The sequence below is a fragment of the Variovorax sp. Varisp53 genome (assembly GCF_059491555.1).
In genome coordinates, this window is record NZ_CP168512.1 from 586,220 (window position 1) to 603,933 (window position 17,714).

General features: G+C 68.4%; 16 protein-coding genes. 9 read left to right on the plus strand and 7 right to left on the minus strand.

Annotated elements, in window-relative coordinates:
* Positions 1 to 10 precede the first annotated feature (10 nt).
* Positions 11 to 556, plus strand: a complete 546-nt coding sequence (locus ACEOAB_RS02600) for a flavin reductase family protein (protein WP_413747829.1) — start codon at positions 11 to 13, stop codon at positions 554 to 556.
* A 33-nt stretch (positions 557 to 589) separates the two neighbouring features.
* On the opposite strand, the gene ACEOAB_RS02605 is transcribed toward ACEOAB_RS02600, so the two are convergent.
* A complete protein-coding gene (locus tag ACEOAB_RS02605) occupies positions 590 to 1,372 on the minus strand; it encodes an IclR family transcriptional regulator (protein ID WP_413747828.1) in 783 nt (260 codons plus the stop codon).
* Positions 1,373 to 1,480: 108 nt separating this feature from the next.
* On the opposite strand from ACEOAB_RS02605, the gene ACEOAB_RS02610 reads away from it, so the two are divergent.
* Genes ACEOAB_RS02610 through ACEOAB_RS02630 form a run of 5 tightly spaced genes read left to right on the plus strand, consistent with a single transcriptional unit; the run spans position 1,481 to position 5,854 of the window.
* Entirely contained in the window at positions 1,481 to 2,491 is a 1,011-nt protein-coding gene (locus ACEOAB_RS02610) for a TRAP transporter substrate-binding protein (protein ID WP_413747827.1), read from the plus strand.
* A gap of 26 nt (positions 2,492 to 2,517) precedes the next feature.
* Entirely contained in the window at positions 2,518 to 2,964 is a 447-nt protein-coding gene (locus tag ACEOAB_RS02615; protein WP_056512998.1) for a type II 3-dehydroquinate dehydratase, read from the plus strand.
* A 15-nt stretch (positions 2,965 to 2,979) separates the two neighbouring features.
* On the plus strand, positions 2,980 to 3,546 hold the full coding sequence (locus ACEOAB_RS02620; RefSeq protein WP_413747826.1) for a TRAP transporter small permease: 567 nt from the start codon (positions 2,980 to 2,982) through the stop codon (positions 3,544 to 3,546).
* Positions 3,543 to 4,823 carry a TRAP transporter large permease gene (locus ACEOAB_RS02625; RefSeq protein ID WP_413747825.1) on the plus strand — a complete coding sequence of 427 codons (1,281 nt, stop codon included), beginning with the start codon at positions 3,543 to 3,545 and terminating at the stop codon, positions 4,821 to 4,823. Before ACEOAB_RS02620 ends, ACEOAB_RS02625 begins: the two co-directional genes overlap by 4 nt.
* Before the next feature lie 23 nt (positions 4,824 to 4,846).
* On the plus strand, positions 4,847 to 5,854 hold the full coding sequence (locus ACEOAB_RS02630; protein ID WP_056597658.1) for a TRAP transporter substrate-binding protein: 1,008 nt from the start codon (positions 4,847 to 4,849) through the stop codon (positions 5,852 to 5,854).
* Positions 5,855 to 5,867: 13 nt separating this feature from the next.
* Here the strand turns inward: ACEOAB_RS02630 and ACEOAB_RS02635 are convergent, their stop codons facing one another.
* Positions 5,868 to 6,563, minus strand: coding sequence for an aspartate/glutamate racemase family protein (locus tag ACEOAB_RS02635; RefSeq protein WP_413747855.1), 696 nt, complete (start codon positions 6,561 to 6,563; stop codon positions 5,868 to 5,870).
* A gap of 56 nt (positions 6,564 to 6,619) precedes the next feature.
* Entirely contained in the window at positions 6,620 to 8,038 is a 1,419-nt protein-coding gene (locus tag ACEOAB_RS02640; RefSeq protein WP_495653437.1) for an MFS transporter, read from the minus strand.
* A 261-nt stretch (positions 8,039 to 8,299) separates the two neighbouring features.
* Between ACEOAB_RS02640 and ACEOAB_RS02645 the strand changes: the two genes are divergently transcribed.
* The 3 genes from ACEOAB_RS02645 (at position 8,300) to ACEOAB_RS02655 (ending at position 12,954) form a co-directional block, all read left to right on the plus strand.
* Positions 8,300 to 9,649 (plus strand): dicarboxylate/amino acid:cation symporter, encoded by a 1,350-nt coding sequence (locus tag ACEOAB_RS02645; protein WP_495653823.1) that lies wholly within the window; start codon positions 8,300 to 8,302, stop codon positions 9,647 to 9,649.
* 76 nt (positions 9,650 to 9,725) lie between these two features.
* Positions 9,726 to 11,570, plus strand: coding sequence for a sensor histidine kinase (locus ACEOAB_RS02650; RefSeq protein WP_495653438.1), 1,845 nt, complete (start codon positions 9,726 to 9,728; stop codon positions 11,568 to 11,570).
* A 7-nt stretch (positions 11,571 to 11,577) separates the two neighbouring features.
* Complete coding sequence (locus ACEOAB_RS02655) at positions 11,578 to 12,954, plus strand: sigma-54-dependent transcriptional regulator (RefSeq protein ID WP_495653439.1); 1,377 nt, start codon at positions 11,578 to 11,580, stop codon at positions 12,952 to 12,954.
* A gap of 18 nt (positions 12,955 to 12,972) precedes the next feature.
* Here the strand turns inward: ACEOAB_RS02655 and nadE are convergent, their stop codons facing one another.
* Genes nadE through ACEOAB_RS02675 form a run of 4 tightly spaced genes read right to left on the minus strand, consistent with a single transcriptional unit; the run spans position 12,973 to position 17,570 of the window.
* Positions 12,973 to 13,812, minus strand: coding sequence for an NAD(+) synthase (gene nadE, locus ACEOAB_RS02660; RefSeq protein WP_413751352.1), 840 nt, complete (start codon positions 13,810 to 13,812; stop codon positions 12,973 to 12,975).
* A 25-nt stretch (positions 13,813 to 13,837) separates the two neighbouring features.
* Positions 13,838 to 15,016, minus strand: coding sequence for a phospholipase A (locus tag ACEOAB_RS02665; RefSeq protein ID WP_495653440.1), 1,179 nt, complete (start codon positions 15,014 to 15,016; stop codon positions 13,838 to 13,840).
* Positions 15,013 to 15,477, minus strand: a complete 465-nt coding sequence (locus ACEOAB_RS02670) for a hypothetical protein (protein WP_413750929.1) — start codon at positions 15,475 to 15,477, stop codon at positions 15,013 to 15,015. Before ACEOAB_RS02670 ends, ACEOAB_RS02665 begins: the two co-directional genes overlap by 4 nt.
* On the minus strand, positions 15,474 to 17,570 hold the full coding sequence (locus tag ACEOAB_RS02675) for an ATP-dependent helicase (protein ID WP_056597649.1): 2,097 nt from the start codon (positions 17,568 to 17,570) through the stop codon (positions 15,474 to 15,476). Before ACEOAB_RS02675 ends, ACEOAB_RS02670 begins: the two co-directional genes overlap by 4 nt.
* Positions 17,571 to 17,714 lie beyond the last annotated feature (144 nt).

Here is a 17,714-nt window from a genome sequence, read left to right on the forward strand (position 1 = left end):
GGCGCCGGCCATGTACTCCTGGGCTCTGATCACGGGCGACGCCGCCGAAACGGCCGATGCCCGCCAACTCCGGCAGGCGCTCGGCGCCTTTCCCACGGGGGTGTGCCTCGTGACGACCACCACGCCGGACGGCAAACGCGAGGGGATGACGATCAACTCCTTCTCGTCGGTGTCGCTGGACCCGCCGCTGATCCTGTGGAGCATCCGCGACGACACGCGCAGCGCCGACGCGTTTCTTGCGGCGCGCTCCTTCAACCTCAGCGTGCTGGCCGCCGAACAGCGCGACCTGGCCTGGCATTTCGCCAGGCCTGCGGCGGACAAGTTCGAGCGCTTCGGCGAAGCCTTCGCCCTTGCATCCAACGGATGCGCACGATTGACACGCAGCGTCGCGACATTCGAATGCTCGACGTATTCACGCCACCAGGAGGGGGACCACACGATCATCCTCGGTCGCGTGGATCGCTTCTCGCGCACCGACACGCCGCCTCTGCTGTTTCATTCGGGGCAGATGGGCTCGCTGTGGGAGCTCGCGGAAACCTTGGCAAGGCCGCAGTAGTGTTGCGTCCCCTGCCGTCGGCAGGGTGTCCGGTCAGGCCCTTCGCTTGAACAACGCGGAGGCCCCGCTGGCCAGCGCCACGTCCTCGGCCGATGCCAGCAGCACCGGCCCGAGCTCGAGCATCCGTTCTTCCGTGAGCCGCACCAGTGGCCCGGCGATGGTGATCACGCCGATCACCGCGCCGTTGCCGCTGCGCACCGGTGCGGCCATGGCCGTCATCGCCGGCGCGAACACCTCGCTGATCATCGCGAAGCCGCGCTTGCGCGCCGCGCGCAGGTATGCGAGCAATGCCTTCACGGTGGTCGGCGCCTTGGGGCCGTAGTCCTCGGGCTTGCCGAAGCCCCGCTTTGCCACGAGCTGCAGCGCCTGCTCGTCCGTCATCGTCGAAAGCCAGGCGTGGCCCGCCGAGCTGCACGAGAGGTTCACCGACAGGCCCATGTCGGGGTCGTAGCGCAGGCCGCGCGTCGCGCCCTGGGCCTTGGCGACGAAGGTGAGTTCGTCGCCGTCGACAACGGCCAGCCGCACCAGCTCGCCGGACTCTGCCGCGAGCCGGTCGAGCAGCGGTTGCGCCACGTCGACGATGCCGCTGTTGCTCAGGAAGCTCAGGCCCAGCGATACCAGCTTGATCGTAAGAACGTAGTCGCCGTGGCTCTGGTCCTGGCGCACGTAGCCGCAGCGCACCAGCTCGGCCAGCAGGCGATGGGTGGCGCTCAGCGGCATTTCCAGTTCGGCCGAGAGGGTGGACAGCGCCCGGCCTTCGGGGTGGCCGGCCAGGTGTTCGAGGACCTTGAAGCTGCGTTCGAGTATGGCTGTCATGGCGGCACTCTAGCGTTTTTGCCAAGCGTTTTCACTAGTGGAAATACTTTCCACATTCCGCCTAAGATCGCGCCGCGCTGCACCTTCGCAATGCTGGAGACATACATCTTGAGAACCCTTCATCGCTCGCTGGCCGCCGTCGGCCTGACCCTCGCGCTGGCCGTTCCCGCGCTCGCGCAGGGCGTGCAGGACCGTGTGATCCGCTTCGGCCACCTCAACAACGCCGACCATCCCGTGAGCTTCGGCGTGAAGCGTTTCGCCGAACTGCTCGCGGCCAAGAGCGGCGGCAGGATGAAGGTGCAGGAGTTTCCCGCTTCTCAGCTGGGCAACGAGATGCAGCAGCAGTCGGCGCTGCAGGGCGGCGTGCAGCAGATGTCGGCGCCGGCCACCACCTCGCTGGCGGGCATCGTCAAGGAGTTCGGCCTCATCGACTTCCCGTTCGCGGTGGGCAGCTTCGCGCAGGCCGACGCGCTGCTCGACGGTCCGCTGGGACAGGCGCTGATCGCGAAGCTGCCGGAGAAGGGCCTCGTGGCGCTGGGCTACTGGGACCTGGGCTTTCGCAACGTCACCAACAGCAAGCGCCCGATCACCAAGCCCGAAGACCTGGAAGGCCTGAAGATCCGCGTCATTCCGAACCCCGTGTTCCTCGAGACCTTCAAGGCCTTCAAGGCGAACCCTGTGCCGATGCCCTTCGCCGAGCTGTACGGCGCGCTCGAGGCGAAGGCGGTCGACGGCCAGGAGAACCCGTACGCGGTGATTCTGTCGAACAAGTTCTACGAGGTGCAGAAGTTCGTGAGCGCCACGAACCACGTGTACGCGGCCAACATCGTGCTGGTCAGCAAGAAGTTCTGGGACTCGCTGAGCCCGGCCGAGCAGAAGATGATGCACGAGGCCGCCGACGAAACGCGCGGCTACCAGCGCCAGGTGAGCCGCGCCGCCGCGCAGCGCGCCGTGGGCGACCTGCAGGCCAAGGGCGCACAGTTCAACGAACTCGCACCCGCCGAACAGGCGCGCATGCGGCAGGTCGCCAGGCCCGTCACCGAGCGCTTTGCCGCGAGCTACGACCCCGCCATCGTCAAGCTCTACACCGACGAGCTTGCGCGCATCCGCAAGCAGTAAGCAAGACTCCGACCGAAGGCGCCCCCATGAAGATCCTCGTGCTGCACGGGCCGAACCTCAACCTGTTCGGCCGCCGCGAACCCCATATCTACGGCAAGACCACGCTGGCCGAAATCAACGCGCAGCTGCAGCAGCTCGCCAACGAGCTCGGCGTGGCGCTGGACATCATCCAGTCGAACCACGAAGGCGAGCTGGTCGACTTCCTGCACACGCATATCGATGATGCCCAGGGCGCGCTGGTCAACCCGGCGGGCCTCACGCAGCACGGCGTGCCGCTGCACGACGCGATCAAGGCGATGCCGTTCCCGATCATCGAGGTGCACATGTCCAACATCGCCGCGCGCGAAGCATGGCGCGCGCATTCGATCATCTCGCCGGCCGTGAAGGGCACGGTCCAGGGGCTCGGTCCGCACTCGTACCTGGCTGCGCTGCGCGCGCTGGTCGAGATGCAGAAGCAGCCCGCGTCGGCCTGAGAAGGAAGCACACGCATGAATCGATGGATCGACCGATGCTGCGCCGGCATCGAAGCCGTGATCGCGGCCGCGCTCGCGGTCATGGTCGTGCTGGTCTTCGGCAACGTGGTGCTGCGCTACGGCTTCAACTCGGGCATCACGGTGTCCGAAGAGGTCTCGCGCTGGCTCTTCATCTGGATGACTTTTCTCGGCGCGGTCGTCGCGCTGAAGGAGCACGGCCACCTGGGCGTCGACATGGTGGTGCAGAAGCTGCCGCCCATCGGCAAGAAGATCTGCCTCGCGGTGGGACATGCGGTGATGCTCTACATCGTGTGGCTGCTGTTCCAGGGCAGCGTGGCGCAGGCGCGCATCAACTGGGACGTGACGGCGCCGGTCACCGGCACATCGATGGCAGTGGTGTACCTGTCGGGCGTGGTGTTCTCGGTGCTGGCCGCATTCATCCTCGCGCTCGATCTGCTGCGCCTGCTCACCGGGCGCATTGCCGAAAGCGATCTCGTGATGGTGCAGGAGTCCGAAGAAGCGGTGCAGCTGCAGCAGATCCTCGGTTCGCAAGGCGATGCACAACAGGGGCCGCGCAAATGACCATCTTCGTCTTCGTCGGCTCGCTGCTCCTCGCCATGGCGATGGGCATTCCCATCGCGTTCTCCCTGTTGGCCAGCGGCGTCGCGCTGATGTGGCATCTCGACCTGTTCGACGCGCAGATCCTTGCGCAGAACGTGATCGGCGGCGCAGACAGCTTTCCGCTGCTGGCCGTACCCTTCTTCATGCTGGCCGGCGAGATCATGAACGTGGGCGGCCTCTCCAAGCGCATCGTCGACTTCGCGCTCGCGGTGGTTGGCCACGTGAAGGGCGGCCTGGGCTACGTGACCATCATGGCTGGCTGCCTGCTCTCCGCGCTTTCAGGCTCCGCCGTGGCCGACGCGGCTGCGCTCACCGCGCTGCTGCTGCCCATGATGGTCAAGGCGGGCCACGACAAGGCGCGCGCGGGCGGGCTCATCGCGGCAACCGGCGTCATCGGGCCGGTGATACCGCCGAGCATCGGGCTCGTGATCTTCGGCGTGGCCGCCAACGTGTCGATCTCCAAGCTGTTCCTTGCGGCCATCGTGCCGGGTCTCCTGATCGGCGGTGCGCTGTGGATCACCTGGGCATGGCTGGTGCGCCGCGAGAAGATCGTGCCGCCGCCGCGCAAGTCGGGCGCCGAGATATTCACCGCGTTCCGCAAGGCGCTGTGGGCGCTGATGCTGCCGGTGATCATCCTCGTGGGACTGCGCATGGGCGTGTTCACGCCGACCGAGGCGGCCGTGGTGGCCGCCGCCTACGCGCTCTTCGTGTCGATCGTGGTCTACCGCGAGCTGAGCTGGAAAGACCTCTACGCGGTGTTCGTGGGCGCGGCCAAGACCAGTGCCATCGTGATGTTCCTGATCGCCGCGGCCATGGTGAGCGCATGGCTCATCACCGTGGCCGACCTGCCGTCGAAGGTGGTCGGCCTGCTGCAGCCCTTCATGGGCAACCAGATCCTGCTGATGTTCGCGATCATGGTGCTCGTGATGGTCGTGGGCACCGCGATGGACATGACACCGACCATCCTGATTCTCACGCCCGTGCTGATGCCCATCGTGAAGGCCGCAGGCATCGACCCCGTGTACTTCGGCGTGCTCTTCATCATCAACAACTCGATCGGGCTGGTGACACCGCCGGTGGGCACGGTGCTCAACGTGGTGGCCGGCGTCGGGAAGATATCGATGGACGACGTCACGCGCGGCGTGGTGCCTTTCATGATTGCCGAGTTCGCCGTCATGTTCCTGATGGTGCTGTTCCCGTGGCTGGTGACGGGGCCGGCCAGGCTGTTCCACGGATAGACAACTACAAGGAGATATTCACCATGAAGAAGCGTTCGATTCTAAAAATGCTGGTTGCCGCCGTTGCGGTGCTCGCCGTGTGCAGCGCCGGCGCGCAGGTCAAGGAGCGCACGCTCAAGTTCGCGTTCCAGAACCAGACCGGCCATCCGCAGGCGCAAGGCGCGCAGAAGTTCGCCGACCTCGTGGCCGCCAAGTCGGGCGGCAAGATCACCGTCAAGCTGTTCGCGGGCGGCGCGCTCGGCGGCGACCTGCAGACCGTGTCGGCGCTGCAGGGCGGCACGGTGGAACTCACGGTGCTCAACGCCGGCATTCTCTCGGCGCAGGTGAAGGAGTTCGCGGCCTACGACTTTCCGTTTCTGTTCAACAGCGGCAAGGAGGCCGATGCCGTCACCGACGGGCCCTTCGGCCAGAAGCTGATGGCCAAGCTCGAAGACAAGGGCCTGCACGGCCTGGGCTATTGGGACCTGGGCTTTCGCAACCTCACCAACAGCAAGCGGCCGGTCGTAAAGGCCGACGACATCGCGGGGCTGAAGATCCGCGTGATCCAGTCGCCGATCTACATCGACCTGTTCAGCGCGCTGGGCGCCAATGCCACGCCGCTGCCGTTCCCCGAGCTGTACCCGGCGCTCGACCAGAAGGCGGTCGACGGGCAGGAGAACCCGAACACCACCATCCTGTCGTCCAAGTTCGCCGAGGTGCAGAAGTACATCACGCAGACCCGGCACATCTACAACCCGCAGGCGCTGCTGATTAGCAAGAAGACCTGGGACGGCATGAGCGCGGACGAGAAGAAGATCATCACCGAGGCGTCGGCCGAATCGACCGCGTTCCAGCGCCAGGCCTCGCGCGGCGCCGCCGACAGCGCACTCGATGCGCTGAAGAAGGCGGGCATGACCGTGTCGGAGCTGCCGCCCGAAGAAATGGCGAAGCTGCGCGCGAAGGTGAAGCCAGTGATCGACAAGTACTCGGCCTCGGTCGGCGAGGCCACCGTGAAGGAGCTGATGGCCGAGATCGACAAGGTGCGCAAGTAGGCGGCGGCGCCTCTCAGCCGGCTGTCGCGCGCCGCAGCGCCGCGCGTGCCAGCAGGCGCGTCGAGTCGAGCGTCGGCAGCGCGGAGTTGCCGTCGTTCAGCACCAGCGGCAGCTCGGTGCAGCCCAGAGCCACGGCGTCGCAGCCGCGCGCCTTCAGGTTTTCGATCATCCGCTGCAGCGCGGCCGTGGATTCCGGCCGGAACACGCCGCACACCAGCTCGTTCATGATGATGCGGCCGAGCTCGGCGCGTTCGCCGGCATCCGGCCGCACGGCGTCCAGCCCGGCGGCCGACAGCGCCTGCGGGTAGACCTCGCTGTCGACCAGCCAGCGCGTGCCCAGCACGCCCACGCGGCGAAAGCCCCGCGACAGTGCCTGCGCCGCGACCACCTCGGCGATGTGCAGCCATGGCAGCGGCGACCGCGGCAGCACCAGGTGCATCGCCTGGTGGATCGTGTTGTCGGGGCAGACCAGAAAATCCGCACCGGCCGCCGCCAGCTTGCCCGCCGAGGACAGCATCAGCTGCGCGACGCCGTCCAGGTCGCCGCGGTCGAGGCAGTCCACATACGCGGCGAGCGAGTGGGTGTGCATCGACACCTCCGGGTGCGCGTGGGCCGCGCCAAGGTACGAGGCGCCTTCGACGCAGAGCGTGCGGTAGCAGAGCGCGGCGCCTTCGGCCGAGCAACCGACCACGCCGATGTGCAATGGCATGACAACTTCTCCTGAAAGGGTGGATGGAAGATCGGGCACGGCCACGGCGGTAGCGTTCATCGCCTGTGCGAAACCGACATGCCGGCCTGACGGTCGAGCCGCAGCGTCATCAGCGTCGCGATGGCCATCAGCAGGCCGACCACGTACCAGGCGTGGCGGAAGTCCGCGAGCTGCACGGCCGGCGCGCCGCGCAGCGCCTGCGATGCGCCGAGCACCATCGCGCCCAGCGCCACGCCGAGCGCGAGCGACACCTGCTGCAGCATCGTGCCGAGCGTGCTCGCGCCGGCGCGCGATTCGTCGGGCACGTCGGCAAAGGCCAGCGTGTTGACCGCGGTGAAGTTCATCGAGCGCGCCATACCCGCCGCGAAGAGCAGCACGCACACCCACGGCAGCGGGTCGCCCGGCGACAGCAGCCCGCAGCCGAACAGCGTGGCGGCGCAGATCGCGCCGTTCACCGTCAGCACCCTGCGAAAGCCGAAGCGCCTCAGCACGGCCGTGGTGGCGCTCTTCATCACGAGGTTGCCGCCCATGTACACCAGCAGCATGGAGCCGGCCTGGAACGCGTTCATGCCGAAGCCGATCTGGAACATCAGCGGCAGCAGGAAGGGCGAGGCGTTGATCGCGACACGCGAGACGAAACCGGCCGTCGCGGTGGCCAGCGCATAGGTCGGCACCGCCAGCGCGCGCAGGTCGAGCAGGGGCGCCGCCGTCCGCCGCGCATGGCGCACCGCGGCGGCCGCCGCCACGGCGCCCAGGGCCAGCAGGCCGAGGGTGGCGGGCGAGCCCGGCTGCGGGCCGCCCAGTCGCGTGAGGCCTTCGACGAGCGCGGCCAGCGCGACGGCGGTGAGCACGAAGCCGGCCGCATCGAAGCGTGCCGGAGCCGCGTCGGTGCGGCGCGGAAACAGCCGCATGATCAGCCACAGGCCCACGAGGCCCAGCGGCACGTTCAGCAGGAAGATCCAGCGCCACGATGCATGCGTGGCGATGAGCCCGCCCAGTGGCGGCCCGATCACCGGCGCGATGAGCCCCGGCCAGGTGATGGTGCCGATGGCCTCGATCAGCCGGTGCTTCGGCGTCTCGCGCAGCACCACGAGCCGCCCCACCGGCGACATGAAGGCCGCCGCCGCGCCCTGCAGCACGCGCGCCGCGACGAACACCTCGAAGGTGGGCGCGAGCCCGCAGGCGAGCGAGGCCATGGTGAAGGTGCCGACCGCGAGCGCGAACACCCGCCGCGCCCCGAAGCGCCCGGCGCACCAGCCCGCCGCCGGCACCAGCGCCGCCATCGCGATCAGGTAGACCGTGACACCCAGGCTCGCGTCGAGCGCGCCCATGCCGAAGCCGGCGCCGATGGCCGGCAGCGCGGTGACGATGATGGTGGCGTCCAGCGTCTCCATGAAGAAAGCGGCCGCCACGGTGAGCGCGATGCGCTTCGAGGCGCCGTCCGTGGCCGCTGGCGGCTGCGCGGTGTCGTTCATGGAGCCGAGTCTGACACTGTCCCGGGCCTAGGGTTTTCCCCGAGATATCGATCCGGCAGATCGGACGGGCTCTGCCTGCGCCATCCGGATCGTCGGCGGGGCGTCGTTCGCCCGTTCGCGAAAAGGTCCATCAAATCAAGGACTTGGCGCGCAGTCGACGCGCAGTTGGCGGTGGCATGTCGATTGCTCAATCACAAGGCCGGCCGTGCGCCCCGCTACGGAGCCTGGCCACGAATTGGAGACAAACCGATGAGCACCCCCATGGAACATCCCACCGCACCCAAACCCTTCTACAAGTCCCTGTACTTCCAGGTCATCACCGCCATCGTGCTCGGTGTGCTGCTGGGGCATTTCTATCCCGACACCGGCGCGTCGATGAAGCCGCTGGGCGACGGCTTCATCAAGCTGATCAAGATGATCATCGCGCCGATCATCTTCTGCACGGTGGTGGTCGGCATCGCCGGCATGGAGGACATGAAGAAGGTCGGCAAGACCGGTGGCCTGGCGCTGCTGTACTTCGAGATCGTCAGCAGCGTCGCGCTGGTGGTGGGCCTCGTCATCATCAACCTCGTGCGGCCCGGCGCGGGCATGAACGTCGACGTGAGCCAGCTCGACACCAAGGGCATCGCGGCCTACACCGGCCCGGGCAAGATGACCGGCACGGTCGACTTCCTGCTCAACGTCATTCCGAGCACGCTGGTCGATGCCTTCGCCAGGGGCGAAATCCTGCAGGTGCTGCTGATCGCTGTGCTGTTCGGCTTCGCGCTGCACCGCTTCGGCGGCCGCGGCACGCTGGTGTTCGACCTGATCGAGAAGGGCTCGCACGTGCTCTTCGTGATCGTCGGCTACATCATGAAGCTGGCGCCCATCGGTGCCTTCGGCGCGATGGCCTTCACCATCGGCAAGTACGGCGTGAGCTCGCTGCTGCAGCTGGGCCAGCTGATGGCCACCTTCTACGCCACCTGCCTGTTCTTCATCTTCGTGGTGCTGGGGCTCATCGCGCGCTTCCACGGCTTCAGCATCTGGAAGTTCATCAAGTACATCAAGGAAGAGCTGCTGATCGTGCTGGGCACGTCGTCGAGCGAGTCGGTGCTGCCGCGCATGATGGCCAAGCTGGAGAACCTGGGCGCGAAGAAGTCGGTGGTCGGGCTGGTGGTGCCCACGGGCTACTCGTTCAACCTCGACGGCACCTCGATCTACCTGACCATGGCGGCCGTGTTCATCGCGCAGGCCACCAACACCGACATGACGCTCACGCAGCAGCTCACGCTGCTGGCCGTGCTGCTGCTCACCTCGAAGGGGGCGGCGGGCGTCACGGGCAGCGGCTTCATCGTGCTGGCGGCCACGCTGTCGGCCGTGGGCCATGTGCCGGTGGCGGGCCTCGCGCTGATCCTGGGTATCGACCGCTTCATGTCGGAAGCCCGTGCGTTGACCAACCTGATCGGCAACGGCGTGGCCACGCTGGTCGTCGCCAAGTGGACCGGCGACCTCGACACCGCGCGCATGCACCAGCATCTGAACCAGGAAAGCACCGCCGAAGCCGACGAGCCCGAGCGCGTGCTCGACGCCACCGAGGCGCACATGCCCGCCGGCCAGGCACGGCAAGCCTGACCCTGCTTCCGGCCCCGCCAGGGGCCATCGGGCTGCCACCGATGCGGACGGCCCGGCCTTGTGCAATAACGCTCCCATGATTTCAAGGGAGCCGGGCCTGCATTCCGATGGACCTTTCGACCACACGAGGGGATGGCGCGCCCTGCCGCGCTGGTGTGGCGCGCTGGCGCTGGTGGCCGTGGCCGCCCTCGCCGGCCAGCAGATCGCCATGCAGGCCGGCCTGGCCCGGCTGCGCGAGGCGGCCGAGCACCGGCTCGACATGCTCGCGACCGGGCTCGACGCCGATCTCGCCCGCTTCGACTACCTGCCCGCGCTGCTGGAGATGACGCCCGTCGTGCCGGAGCTCCTGGGCACGCCTTCCGACACGCGCCTGCGCGACGCGGTCAACCGCTACCTCGACGGCGTCAACGCCACGGCCGGCGCCGAGATGCTCTACGTGCTCGACGCCTCCGGCACCTCGCTGGCCGCGTCCGACTGGGACAAGCCCGGCACCACCGTCGGCCAGGACCTGTCGTTCCGGCCCTACGTGATCGACGCGCTGGGGCAGGGCCGGGGCCGCTTCTACGGGGTGGGCATCACCAGCAAGAAGCCGGGCTACTACCTGTCGTATGCGCTGCGCCGCGGCCAGGCCTCGCGCGGAGTGGTGGCCGTCAAGATCAACCTCGAAGAGGCCGAGCGCGCCTGGCGCAAGCTGCCCGGCGACGTGGCGCTGATCGACCAGCGCGGCGTGGTGATCCTTTCCACCCGCGAAGACCTCAAGTTCCGCCCGCTGCTGCCGCTCGATGCGCTGCAGCGCGCCGAGGTGCTGCGCTCGCGTCCCTATGGCGAGGCCAGCCTGCAGCCGCTGCAGTGGACGCAGAAAGAGGCACTGGACCGCGACGTGCAGGTGATCTCGCTCGACGGCGTGGACCAGCTCGCGTCGGCGCGCATCCTGCGCGGCGCACCGTGGCAGCTGGTGGTGCTCGACGACCTCGCGCCGCTGCGCACGGCGGCACGCTACGCGGCCGTCACCGCCGGCCTGGCGATGGCGGTGCTGCTGCTGGTGGCCGTCGCGCTGTGGCAGCGCCGCCGCGCGGTGCGCCAGAAGCTGGCCAGCCAGGCTGCGCTGCAGGCGGCGCACGACACGCTCGAATCGACCGTGGTGGCGCGCACCGCGCAGCTGCGCGCGGCGCAGGGCGAGCTGGTGCATGCCGGCAAGATGGCCGCGCTGGGCCAGATGTCGGCTGGCGTGGTGCACGAGCTCAACCAGCCGCTCACGGCCATGCGCACGCTGTCGGAAAGCGCCGTCATCCTGCTCGACAAGAACCGCATCGACGACGTGCGCGGCAACCTCCAGCGCATCCGCAACATGGTCGACCGGCTCGCGCGCCTGACCTCGCAGCTGCGCACCTTCGCCTACAAGGGCGAGGTGCCGCTGGCGCCGGTGCTGCTGTCGCAGGCGATCGCCGAAGCGCAGGCGATCGTCGCCGACGCCGCAAAGAAGCAGCGCGTGACCATCGAGGTCGACGTGCAGCCCGCGGCGCTGAGCGCCATGGCCGAGGACGCCGCGCTGGGCAGCGTGCTCGCCAACCTGATGCGCAACGCCATCGACGCCATGCAGGACGTGCCGCTGCGCATGCTGCGGCTGGAAGCCCGGCCGAAGGAGGGGCGCGTGCTCCTTTCGGTGACCGACACCGGCCCGGGCATTCGCCCCGACATCCTGCCGCGCCTGTTCGAACCCTTCGTCACCGGCAAGGCCGCGGGTTCCGGGCTGGGCCTGGGACTCGTGATCTCGGCACAATTGGTGCGCGCCATGGACGGCACGCTGCGCGCGGCCAACCTGGATGGAGGCGGCGCATGCTTCGTCATCGACCTGCCCGCCGCCATTGCCGTGATCCACAACCCGCCCATCCCCTCCCTTTCCATTGCACAACAGGAGTGACCCCCAAGTGAGCGAAGCCCCTGCCATCCGGGTGCTGCTGGTCGAGGACGACGAAGACGTCCGCATCAGCACGACCCAGGTGCTGACCCTGGCCGGTTTCGAGGTCGAATCCTTCGCCAGCGCCGAGCGCGCGCGGCCCCACATCGCCTTCGGCGTGCCGGCCGTCGTGATCAGCGACGTGCGCCAGCCGGGCCTGAGCGGCACCGAGTGGCTGCCCGAGCTGCGCAACGTCGATGCCGAGCTGCCCGTGATCCTGGTCACCGGCCACGGCCACATCGCGATGGCCGTGCAGGCCATGCGCGAAGGCGCCTACGACTTCATCGAGAAGCCTTTCAGCTCCGAGCGGCTGGTGGCCATCGTGCGCCACGCCATCGAGCGCCGGCAGCTCAGCCTGCAGGTGCGCGCGCTGCGCGACGCGCTGGAGAACTGGCAGGGCATCCAGTCGGTGCTGATCGGCCGTTCGGCGCAGATGCAGCAGGTTCGCCAGACCGTGAAGACGCTGGCCGAGACCTCGGCCGACGTGCTGGTCTACGGCGAGACCGGCACTGGCAAGGAACTGGTGGCGCGTTGCCTGCACGACCACAGCGCGCGCCGCCGCCAGCATTTCGTGCCGCTCAACTGCGGCGGCCTGCCCGAGTCGCTGGCCGAGAGCGAGCTGTTCGGCCACGAGGCCGGCGCCTTCACCGGCGCCAACCGCGTGCGCGTGGGCAAGTTCGAATACGCCAGCGGCGGCACGCTGTTCCTCGACGAGATCGAGAGCATGCCGATGGCGGTGCAGATCAAGCTGCTGCGCGCGCTGCAGGAGCGCAGCATCGAGCGCATCGGCTCCAACAAGACCATTCCCTTCGACTGCCGCGTGGTGGCCGCGAGCAAGGACGACCTGAAGGCCATGAGCGACCAGCAGAAGTTCAGGGCCGACCTGTACTACCGCCTGGGCGTGGCCTTCATCGAGCTGCCGCCGCTGCGCGAGCGGCGCGAGGACATCCCGCTGCTGTTCGAGCACTTCACGCTGCAGGCCGCGAGCCGCTACGAGCGCCCCGCGCCGCTGCTGAGCAACGCGCAGCTGGCCGACCTGATGGCCTACGCCTGGCCCGGCAACGTGCGCGAACTGCGCAACGTGGCCGACCGCTTCGTGCTGGGCCTGCTCGGCGAGCGCCTGACGCAGACGCGCGGCGGCAACGGCGCCGACGGCGTGCCGGCCTTGCCGCGCGGGCTGCCGCAGCAGGTGGAATCGTTCGAGCGCGCGGTGATCGTCGAGGAGCTGCGGCGGCAGCACGGCGACCAGCCGGCCACGGCCGCCGCGCTCGGCATCGCGCGCCAGACGCTGCACGACAAGGTGCGCAAGCTCGGCCTGACGGTGGACGAGTTCAAGCCCGCGGCCTGACCGGCCGCACGGCCGCCGTCAGAAGGGCTCGACAGGCAGCGCGCGCTTGTGCGCGCTCTTGCGGTGCATCGCAAGAATGATCCGGCGGGCCTCGGCCGACACCGGCTTGCCTTCGAGGAAGTCGTCGATCTGCTCGTAGGTGACGCCGAAGGCGTCTTCGTCGGGCTTGCCCGGCACCAGCGATTCGAGGTCGGCGGTCGGCACCTTGTAGACCAGCGCGTCGGACGCGCCCAGCAGTTGCGCCACCGCGCGCACGCGGCGCTTGTTGAGACCCGTGAGCGGCGTGATGTCGGCCGCGCCGTCGCCGAACTTGGTGAAGAAGCCCATCAGCGCCTCGGCCGCGTGGTCGGTGCCGATGACGATGCCGTCGTGCGCGCCGGCCACCGCGAACTGCGCGATCATGCGCTGGCGCGCCTTGATGTTGCCGAGCACGAAGTCTTCATGCGCCGCGTCGCGGAATGCCAGGTCGCCGGCCTTCAGCGCCGCGAGCATGCCGTCGGCGGCGGGGCGGATGTCGACGGTGATGGTGCGGTCGGGCTTCATCACCGCGAGCGAGGCCTGCGCCTCGGCTTCGTCCTTCTGCACGCCGTAAGGCAGGCGCATCGCGATGAAGGTGGCGTCGTAGCCCGTGGCGCGCAGCTTCTCGACGGCGCGCTGCGCGAGGCAGCCGGCTGTCAGTGAATCGACGCCGCCGCTGATGCCCAGCACCAGCGTCTTCAGGCCGGTCTGCTTCAGGTAGCTCGCGAGAAAGTCGACGCGCCGCTCCAGCTCGCGGGCGGCATCGAAGACGGGCGCGACGTGCAGCGCCGCGATGATCTCGCGCTGCGTGTCGTCGACGGGGGACAGGTCTGCACTCATGGTGTGGAAGGACGTGTGAAGTGAATCAGAAATCGACGAGGCTGAGGCCGATGCTCAGGACGGTCCGCTTGCGGTTGTAGTCCACCAGCGTATCGCCATAGCCCGAGAACAGCTGTGTGTGGAAGCGCAGGTTGCTCTTGGTCGGGTCGCCGATGGCCTTGAGCCATTCGAGGCGCACCGAGCCGCGGCCGCTGTCGCGCAGGTTGTTGCGCACGGTCACGGCGAGCTGGTTGTCGCGGTTGAGGTTCCAGCGGCCGGTGAGCTCGGCGCGGCCGATGTAGTCGGAGATGTCGGGGTTGTCGTCCTTGGCGGCGCTCTCGGAGACGCGCTTCCAGATGCGCCCGGTGATGGTGAAGCGGTCGTCGAGCTCGGCGCCACCCATCAGGTAGACGCGGTTCCAGCTGCGTGACAACGGCAGGGCCTGGCCGTTCGACTGGTGCACGATGCCCAGGCCCGAATAGCGCCAGCGCCAGCCCCCGGGCAGCTTGAAGTCGGTCGGGTAGACGTACATCAGCTCGGGTTCGTGGTCGGTGGTGCGGAAGGGCCGCGAGATGGCGCCGTTGAACAGCTGCCAGGTCGACTGCTGGCTGTAGGCGAACCACAGCGAGTCCTTCCTGTTGGCCGGATCGTTCTGCGTGAGCATGCCCTGGGCGAGCTTGGTGCGCACCGACAGGCCGATGCGCATCTCGTTGGCCTGGTAGGCCACCGGATCGGCGGTGTGGCCGGCCGAGGGCGAGGTCGGCGTCTCGGGCTTCTTGGTGGCGGCCGAGACCGACACGTTGAGCGGGCGGTAGCCGCGGAAGCCGAAGGTGCCGCAGTCGGTGGCCTCCTCCAGTTCCCAGAAGCGCGAGAGCACCGAGTACTGGCGGTCGCGGCAGCCTTCGGTGGTGGCGACCGAGACGACGCGCGTGGCCGGGATCGAGGCGTCCACCGGCGGCTGGGTGTTCGCCAGCACGGGCGGCGCGGCGGGCACCGACGCGGAGGGCAGCGTCTGCTGCTGCGACCAGCGGTCGAAGCAGGCCAGGCGTGCCTCGTTGCTGGCGCCGAGTGCGGCGCACTGCTGCCAGGTGAGCTGGCCGACGCCCAGCGGACTCGCGGGCTTGTCCACGGCCTGTGCGTGCGCCGTGGCGCCGCCGCCGAGGCAGGCGGCCACGGCCGCGAGCGCGGCCAGGTTGAAGTGAGGTTGTCGTCGTGTCGTCGTCATTGCTTTCCTTCCTGCGCGACTGCCTTGCTGAGCACGAACGGGTGCGTGCTCTCGTCCGCGGCGTTGCGCCACGTGCCCCTGAATTCGCGCCCGCACGAGCCGGCCTGCAGCTTGCCCGACCAGACGGCGCTGATGGCGCGGCCGTCCTGCGATTCGTCGATGGAGAGCGCGCCTTCGTCGTCCACGTCGCCCGCGAGCTGCGCGACCGCGGCCTTTGCAGGGTTGGCGCCGTGGCGTGTGATGGTTCCGCGCACGCCGTCGTAGTCGGGGTGCTTGCCGAGCTGCACGGCGGCCACGGCCGGCAGGCCGTCGAAGTGCGCATCCCAGCGGCCGTAGAGCGATTGCAGCGGCAGGTCGCGCGCATCGGCGGGGCAGTCGGCGCTGCCCCGCACGGAGGCGCAGCCCGACAGCGCAAGAAGAACGGCGCCGGCCAGCAGCGCGGAAAAGCTGTTCGCCTTCATGACGCTGCCGCCGCCTTCGCCGCGCTGTCCTGTGCCTTGCGCGCGAACTCCGCGCGCAGCGCCTTGAGTTTCTCGCGCGGGTCTTCCTTGATGGTCGTCTTGTCGAGGCCCATCTCGGCGATGAAGCGGCTCGGCACGCAGGGCACCATCTCGCGGCCCTGCTTGCGCTTCTTGGTCCAGCTCACGGCCAGGCTGCGCTGCGCGCGCGTGATGCCCACGTACATCAGGCGGCGCTCTTCCTGCAGGCGCTGCAGCGTGTCGTCGCTCACCACCTGCTGGCGGCCGTTGTCGTCTTCGAGCTTGAAGGGCAGCAGGCCTTCGGTCACGCCGATCAGCATCACGTGCGGCCATTCCAGGCCCTTGGAGGCGTGCAGCGTCGAGAGCGTGACCACGTCCTGGTCCTGCTCGCGCTCGCTGATGGTCGACAGCAGCGAGATGGTCTGCGCCACTTCGAGCAGGCTCTTGCGCTCGGTCTCGACGTTGTCGTTGGCGCCCGAGGCATCGTCGAGCGTGCCGCCGGCGCGCTGCGACATCCAGTCGACGAATTCCAGCACGTTGGTCCAGCGCGAGGCCGCGGCGGCTTCGCTGTCCTCGCCGTCGTAGAGGTGCTTCTCGTAGTCGATCTCCTTCAGCCAGTCGAGCATGAAGGTGCGCGAGTCTTCGGCGCCCATGGTGCGGCGCGCGCGGTATTCGAGGTCGTTGATGTAGCGGCCGAACTCGTGGATGCCTTCGAGCGTGCGCTTGGGCATCACGCTCGGCAGCGAGGGGCTGAACAGCGCCTCGAACAGGCTCAGCTTGTACTGGCTCGCGAAGGTGCCCAGGCTCGCCAGCGTGGTGTGGCCGATGCCGCGCTTGGGCGTGGTGATGGCGCGCAGGAACGCAGGGTCGTCGTCGTTGTTGACCCAGAGGCGGAACCAGCCGCACAGGTCCTTGATCTCGGCGCGGTCGAAGAAGCTCTGGCCGCCCGACACCTTGTACGGAATCTGCGCCTTGCGCAGCGCCTGCTCGAACACGCGCGCCTGGTGGTTGGCGCGGTACAGGATCGCGAAGTCGCGGAACTCCTTGTACTGCTTGCCCTGCGGGATGACGTCGCCCGCGCGGATGCTGACGATGCGCGCCACCGCGCGCTCGGCCTCGTGAAGCTCGCTGTCGGCATCGACGATGCGCACCGGCTCGCCTTCGCCGAGCTCGGAGAACAGCGTCTTCGGAAACAGCTTGGGGTTGGGGCCGATCACGTTGTTGGCCGCGCGCAGGATGGCGCTGGTGGAGCGGTAGTTCTGCTCCAGCTTGATGACCTTGAGCGTGGGGTAGTCGACCGGCAGCTTGCGCAGGTTGTCGAGCGTGGCGCCGCGCCAGCCGTAGATCGACTGGTCGTCGTCGCCCACGGCGGTGAAGTGGCCGCGCTCGCCGGCCAGGGCCTTGAGCACTTCGTACTGCGTGGCGTTGGTGTCCTGGTATTCGTCCACCAGGATGTGGCCGAGCGCGGCCTGCCACTTGGCGCGCACCTCGGGAAATTCGTAAAGCAGCTTCAGCGGCATGCCGATCAGGTCGTCGAAGTCCACGCTCTGGTAGGCCGCGAGGCGCTCCTCGTAGCGCGCCATGATCTTCGCGGTGATGCGCTCGTTGTCGTCGGCAGCCTGGGCTTCGGCCTGCGCGGCGTTCAGGCCCATGTTCTTCCACTTGCTGATGGTCCACTGCCAGATGCGCGCGGTGGCCGCATCGGTGGTGCCGCCGGCGTCCTTCAGGATCTTGGTGACGTCGTCGGCGTCGAGGATGCTGAAGGCCTTCTTCAGGCCGAGCACCGCGCCGTCCTCGCGCATCATGCGCACGCCCAGCGCGTGGAAGGTGCAGACCACGACCTTGCGCGCGTCCTTGCCGATCAGGTCCTTCGCGCGCTCGCGCATTTCGGCGGCCGCCTTGTTCGTGAAGGTGATGGCCGCAATGCGCTGCGGCTCGATGCCCGACTGGATCAGGCGACCGATCTTGTGCGTGATCACCCGCGTCTTGCCCGAGCCCGCGCCGGCGAGCACCAGGCAGGGACCGTGCATGTAGTTGACCGCTTCTTGTTGCGCGAGATTGAGACCGTGAGACATGGGAGAAAAAGAACCGGGAAGGCCGCGAAGAAGGCCGTGGGGAACGGCTGGCGCAAAGCGGGCAATGATACGGGGCCGGCCTGTGCGGGGTTATAGCCCCGACACCCCCAGGCAGCCCTGGAGCCGCCCGGCGGCAGCGGGCCG

What these genes read in the sequence shown, in the direction of transcription:
- ACEOAB_RS02600 (WP_413747829.1), top strand. Translation starts at nt 11, where the DNA reads ATGTACTCCTGGGCTCTGATCACGGGCGACGCCGCCGAAACGGCCGAT.
- ACEOAB_RS02605 (WP_413747828.1), bottom strand. Translation starts at nt 1,372, where the DNA reads ATGACAGCCATACTCGAACGCAGCTTCAAGGTCCTCGAACACCTGGCC.
- ACEOAB_RS02615 (WP_056512998.1), top strand. Translation starts at nt 2,518, where the DNA reads ATGAAGATCCTCGTGCTGCACGGGCCGAACCTCAACCTGTTCGGCCGC.
- ACEOAB_RS02620 (WP_413747826.1), top strand. Translation starts at nt 2,980, where the DNA reads ATGAATCGATGGATCGACCGATGCTGCGCCGGCATCGAAGCCGTGATC.
- ACEOAB_RS02625 (WP_413747825.1), top strand. Translation starts at nt 3,543, where the DNA reads ATGACCATCTTCGTCTTCGTCGGCTCGCTGCTCCTCGCCATGGCGATG.
- ACEOAB_RS02630 (WP_056597658.1), top strand. Translation starts at nt 4,847, where the DNA reads ATGAAGAAGCGTTCGATTCTAAAAATGCTGGTTGCCGCCGTTGCGGTG.
- ACEOAB_RS02635 (WP_413747855.1), bottom strand. Translation starts at nt 6,563, where the DNA reads ATGCCATTGCACATCGGCGTGGTCGGTTGCTCGGCCGAAGGCGCCGCG.
- ACEOAB_RS02640 (WP_495653437.1), bottom strand. Translation starts at nt 8,038, where the DNA reads ATGAACGACACCGCGCAGCCGCCAGCGGCCACGGACGGCGCCTCGAAG.
- ACEOAB_RS02645 (WP_495653823.1), top strand. Translation starts at nt 8,300, where the DNA reads ATGGAACATCCCACCGCACCCAAACCCTTCTACAAGTCCCTGTACTTC.
- ACEOAB_RS02650 (WP_495653438.1), top strand. Translation starts at nt 9,726, where the DNA reads ATGATTTCAAGGGAGCCGGGCCTGCATTCCGATGGACCTTTCGACCAC.
- nadE (WP_413751352.1), bottom strand. Translation starts at nt 13,812, where the DNA reads ATGAGTGCAGACCTGTCCCCCGTCGACGACACGCAGCGCGAGATCATC.
- ACEOAB_RS02665 (WP_495653440.1), bottom strand. Translation starts at nt 15,016, where the DNA reads ATGACGACGACACGACGACAACCTCACTTCAACCTGGCCGCGCTCGCG.
- ACEOAB_RS02670 (WP_413750929.1), bottom strand. Translation starts at nt 15,477, where the DNA reads ATGAAGGCGAACAGCTTTTCCGCGCTGCTGGCCGGCGCCGTTCTTCTT.
- ACEOAB_RS02675 (WP_056597649.1), bottom strand. Translation starts at nt 17,570, where the DNA reads ATGTCTCACGGTCTCAATCTCGCGCAACAAGAAGCGGTCAACTACATG.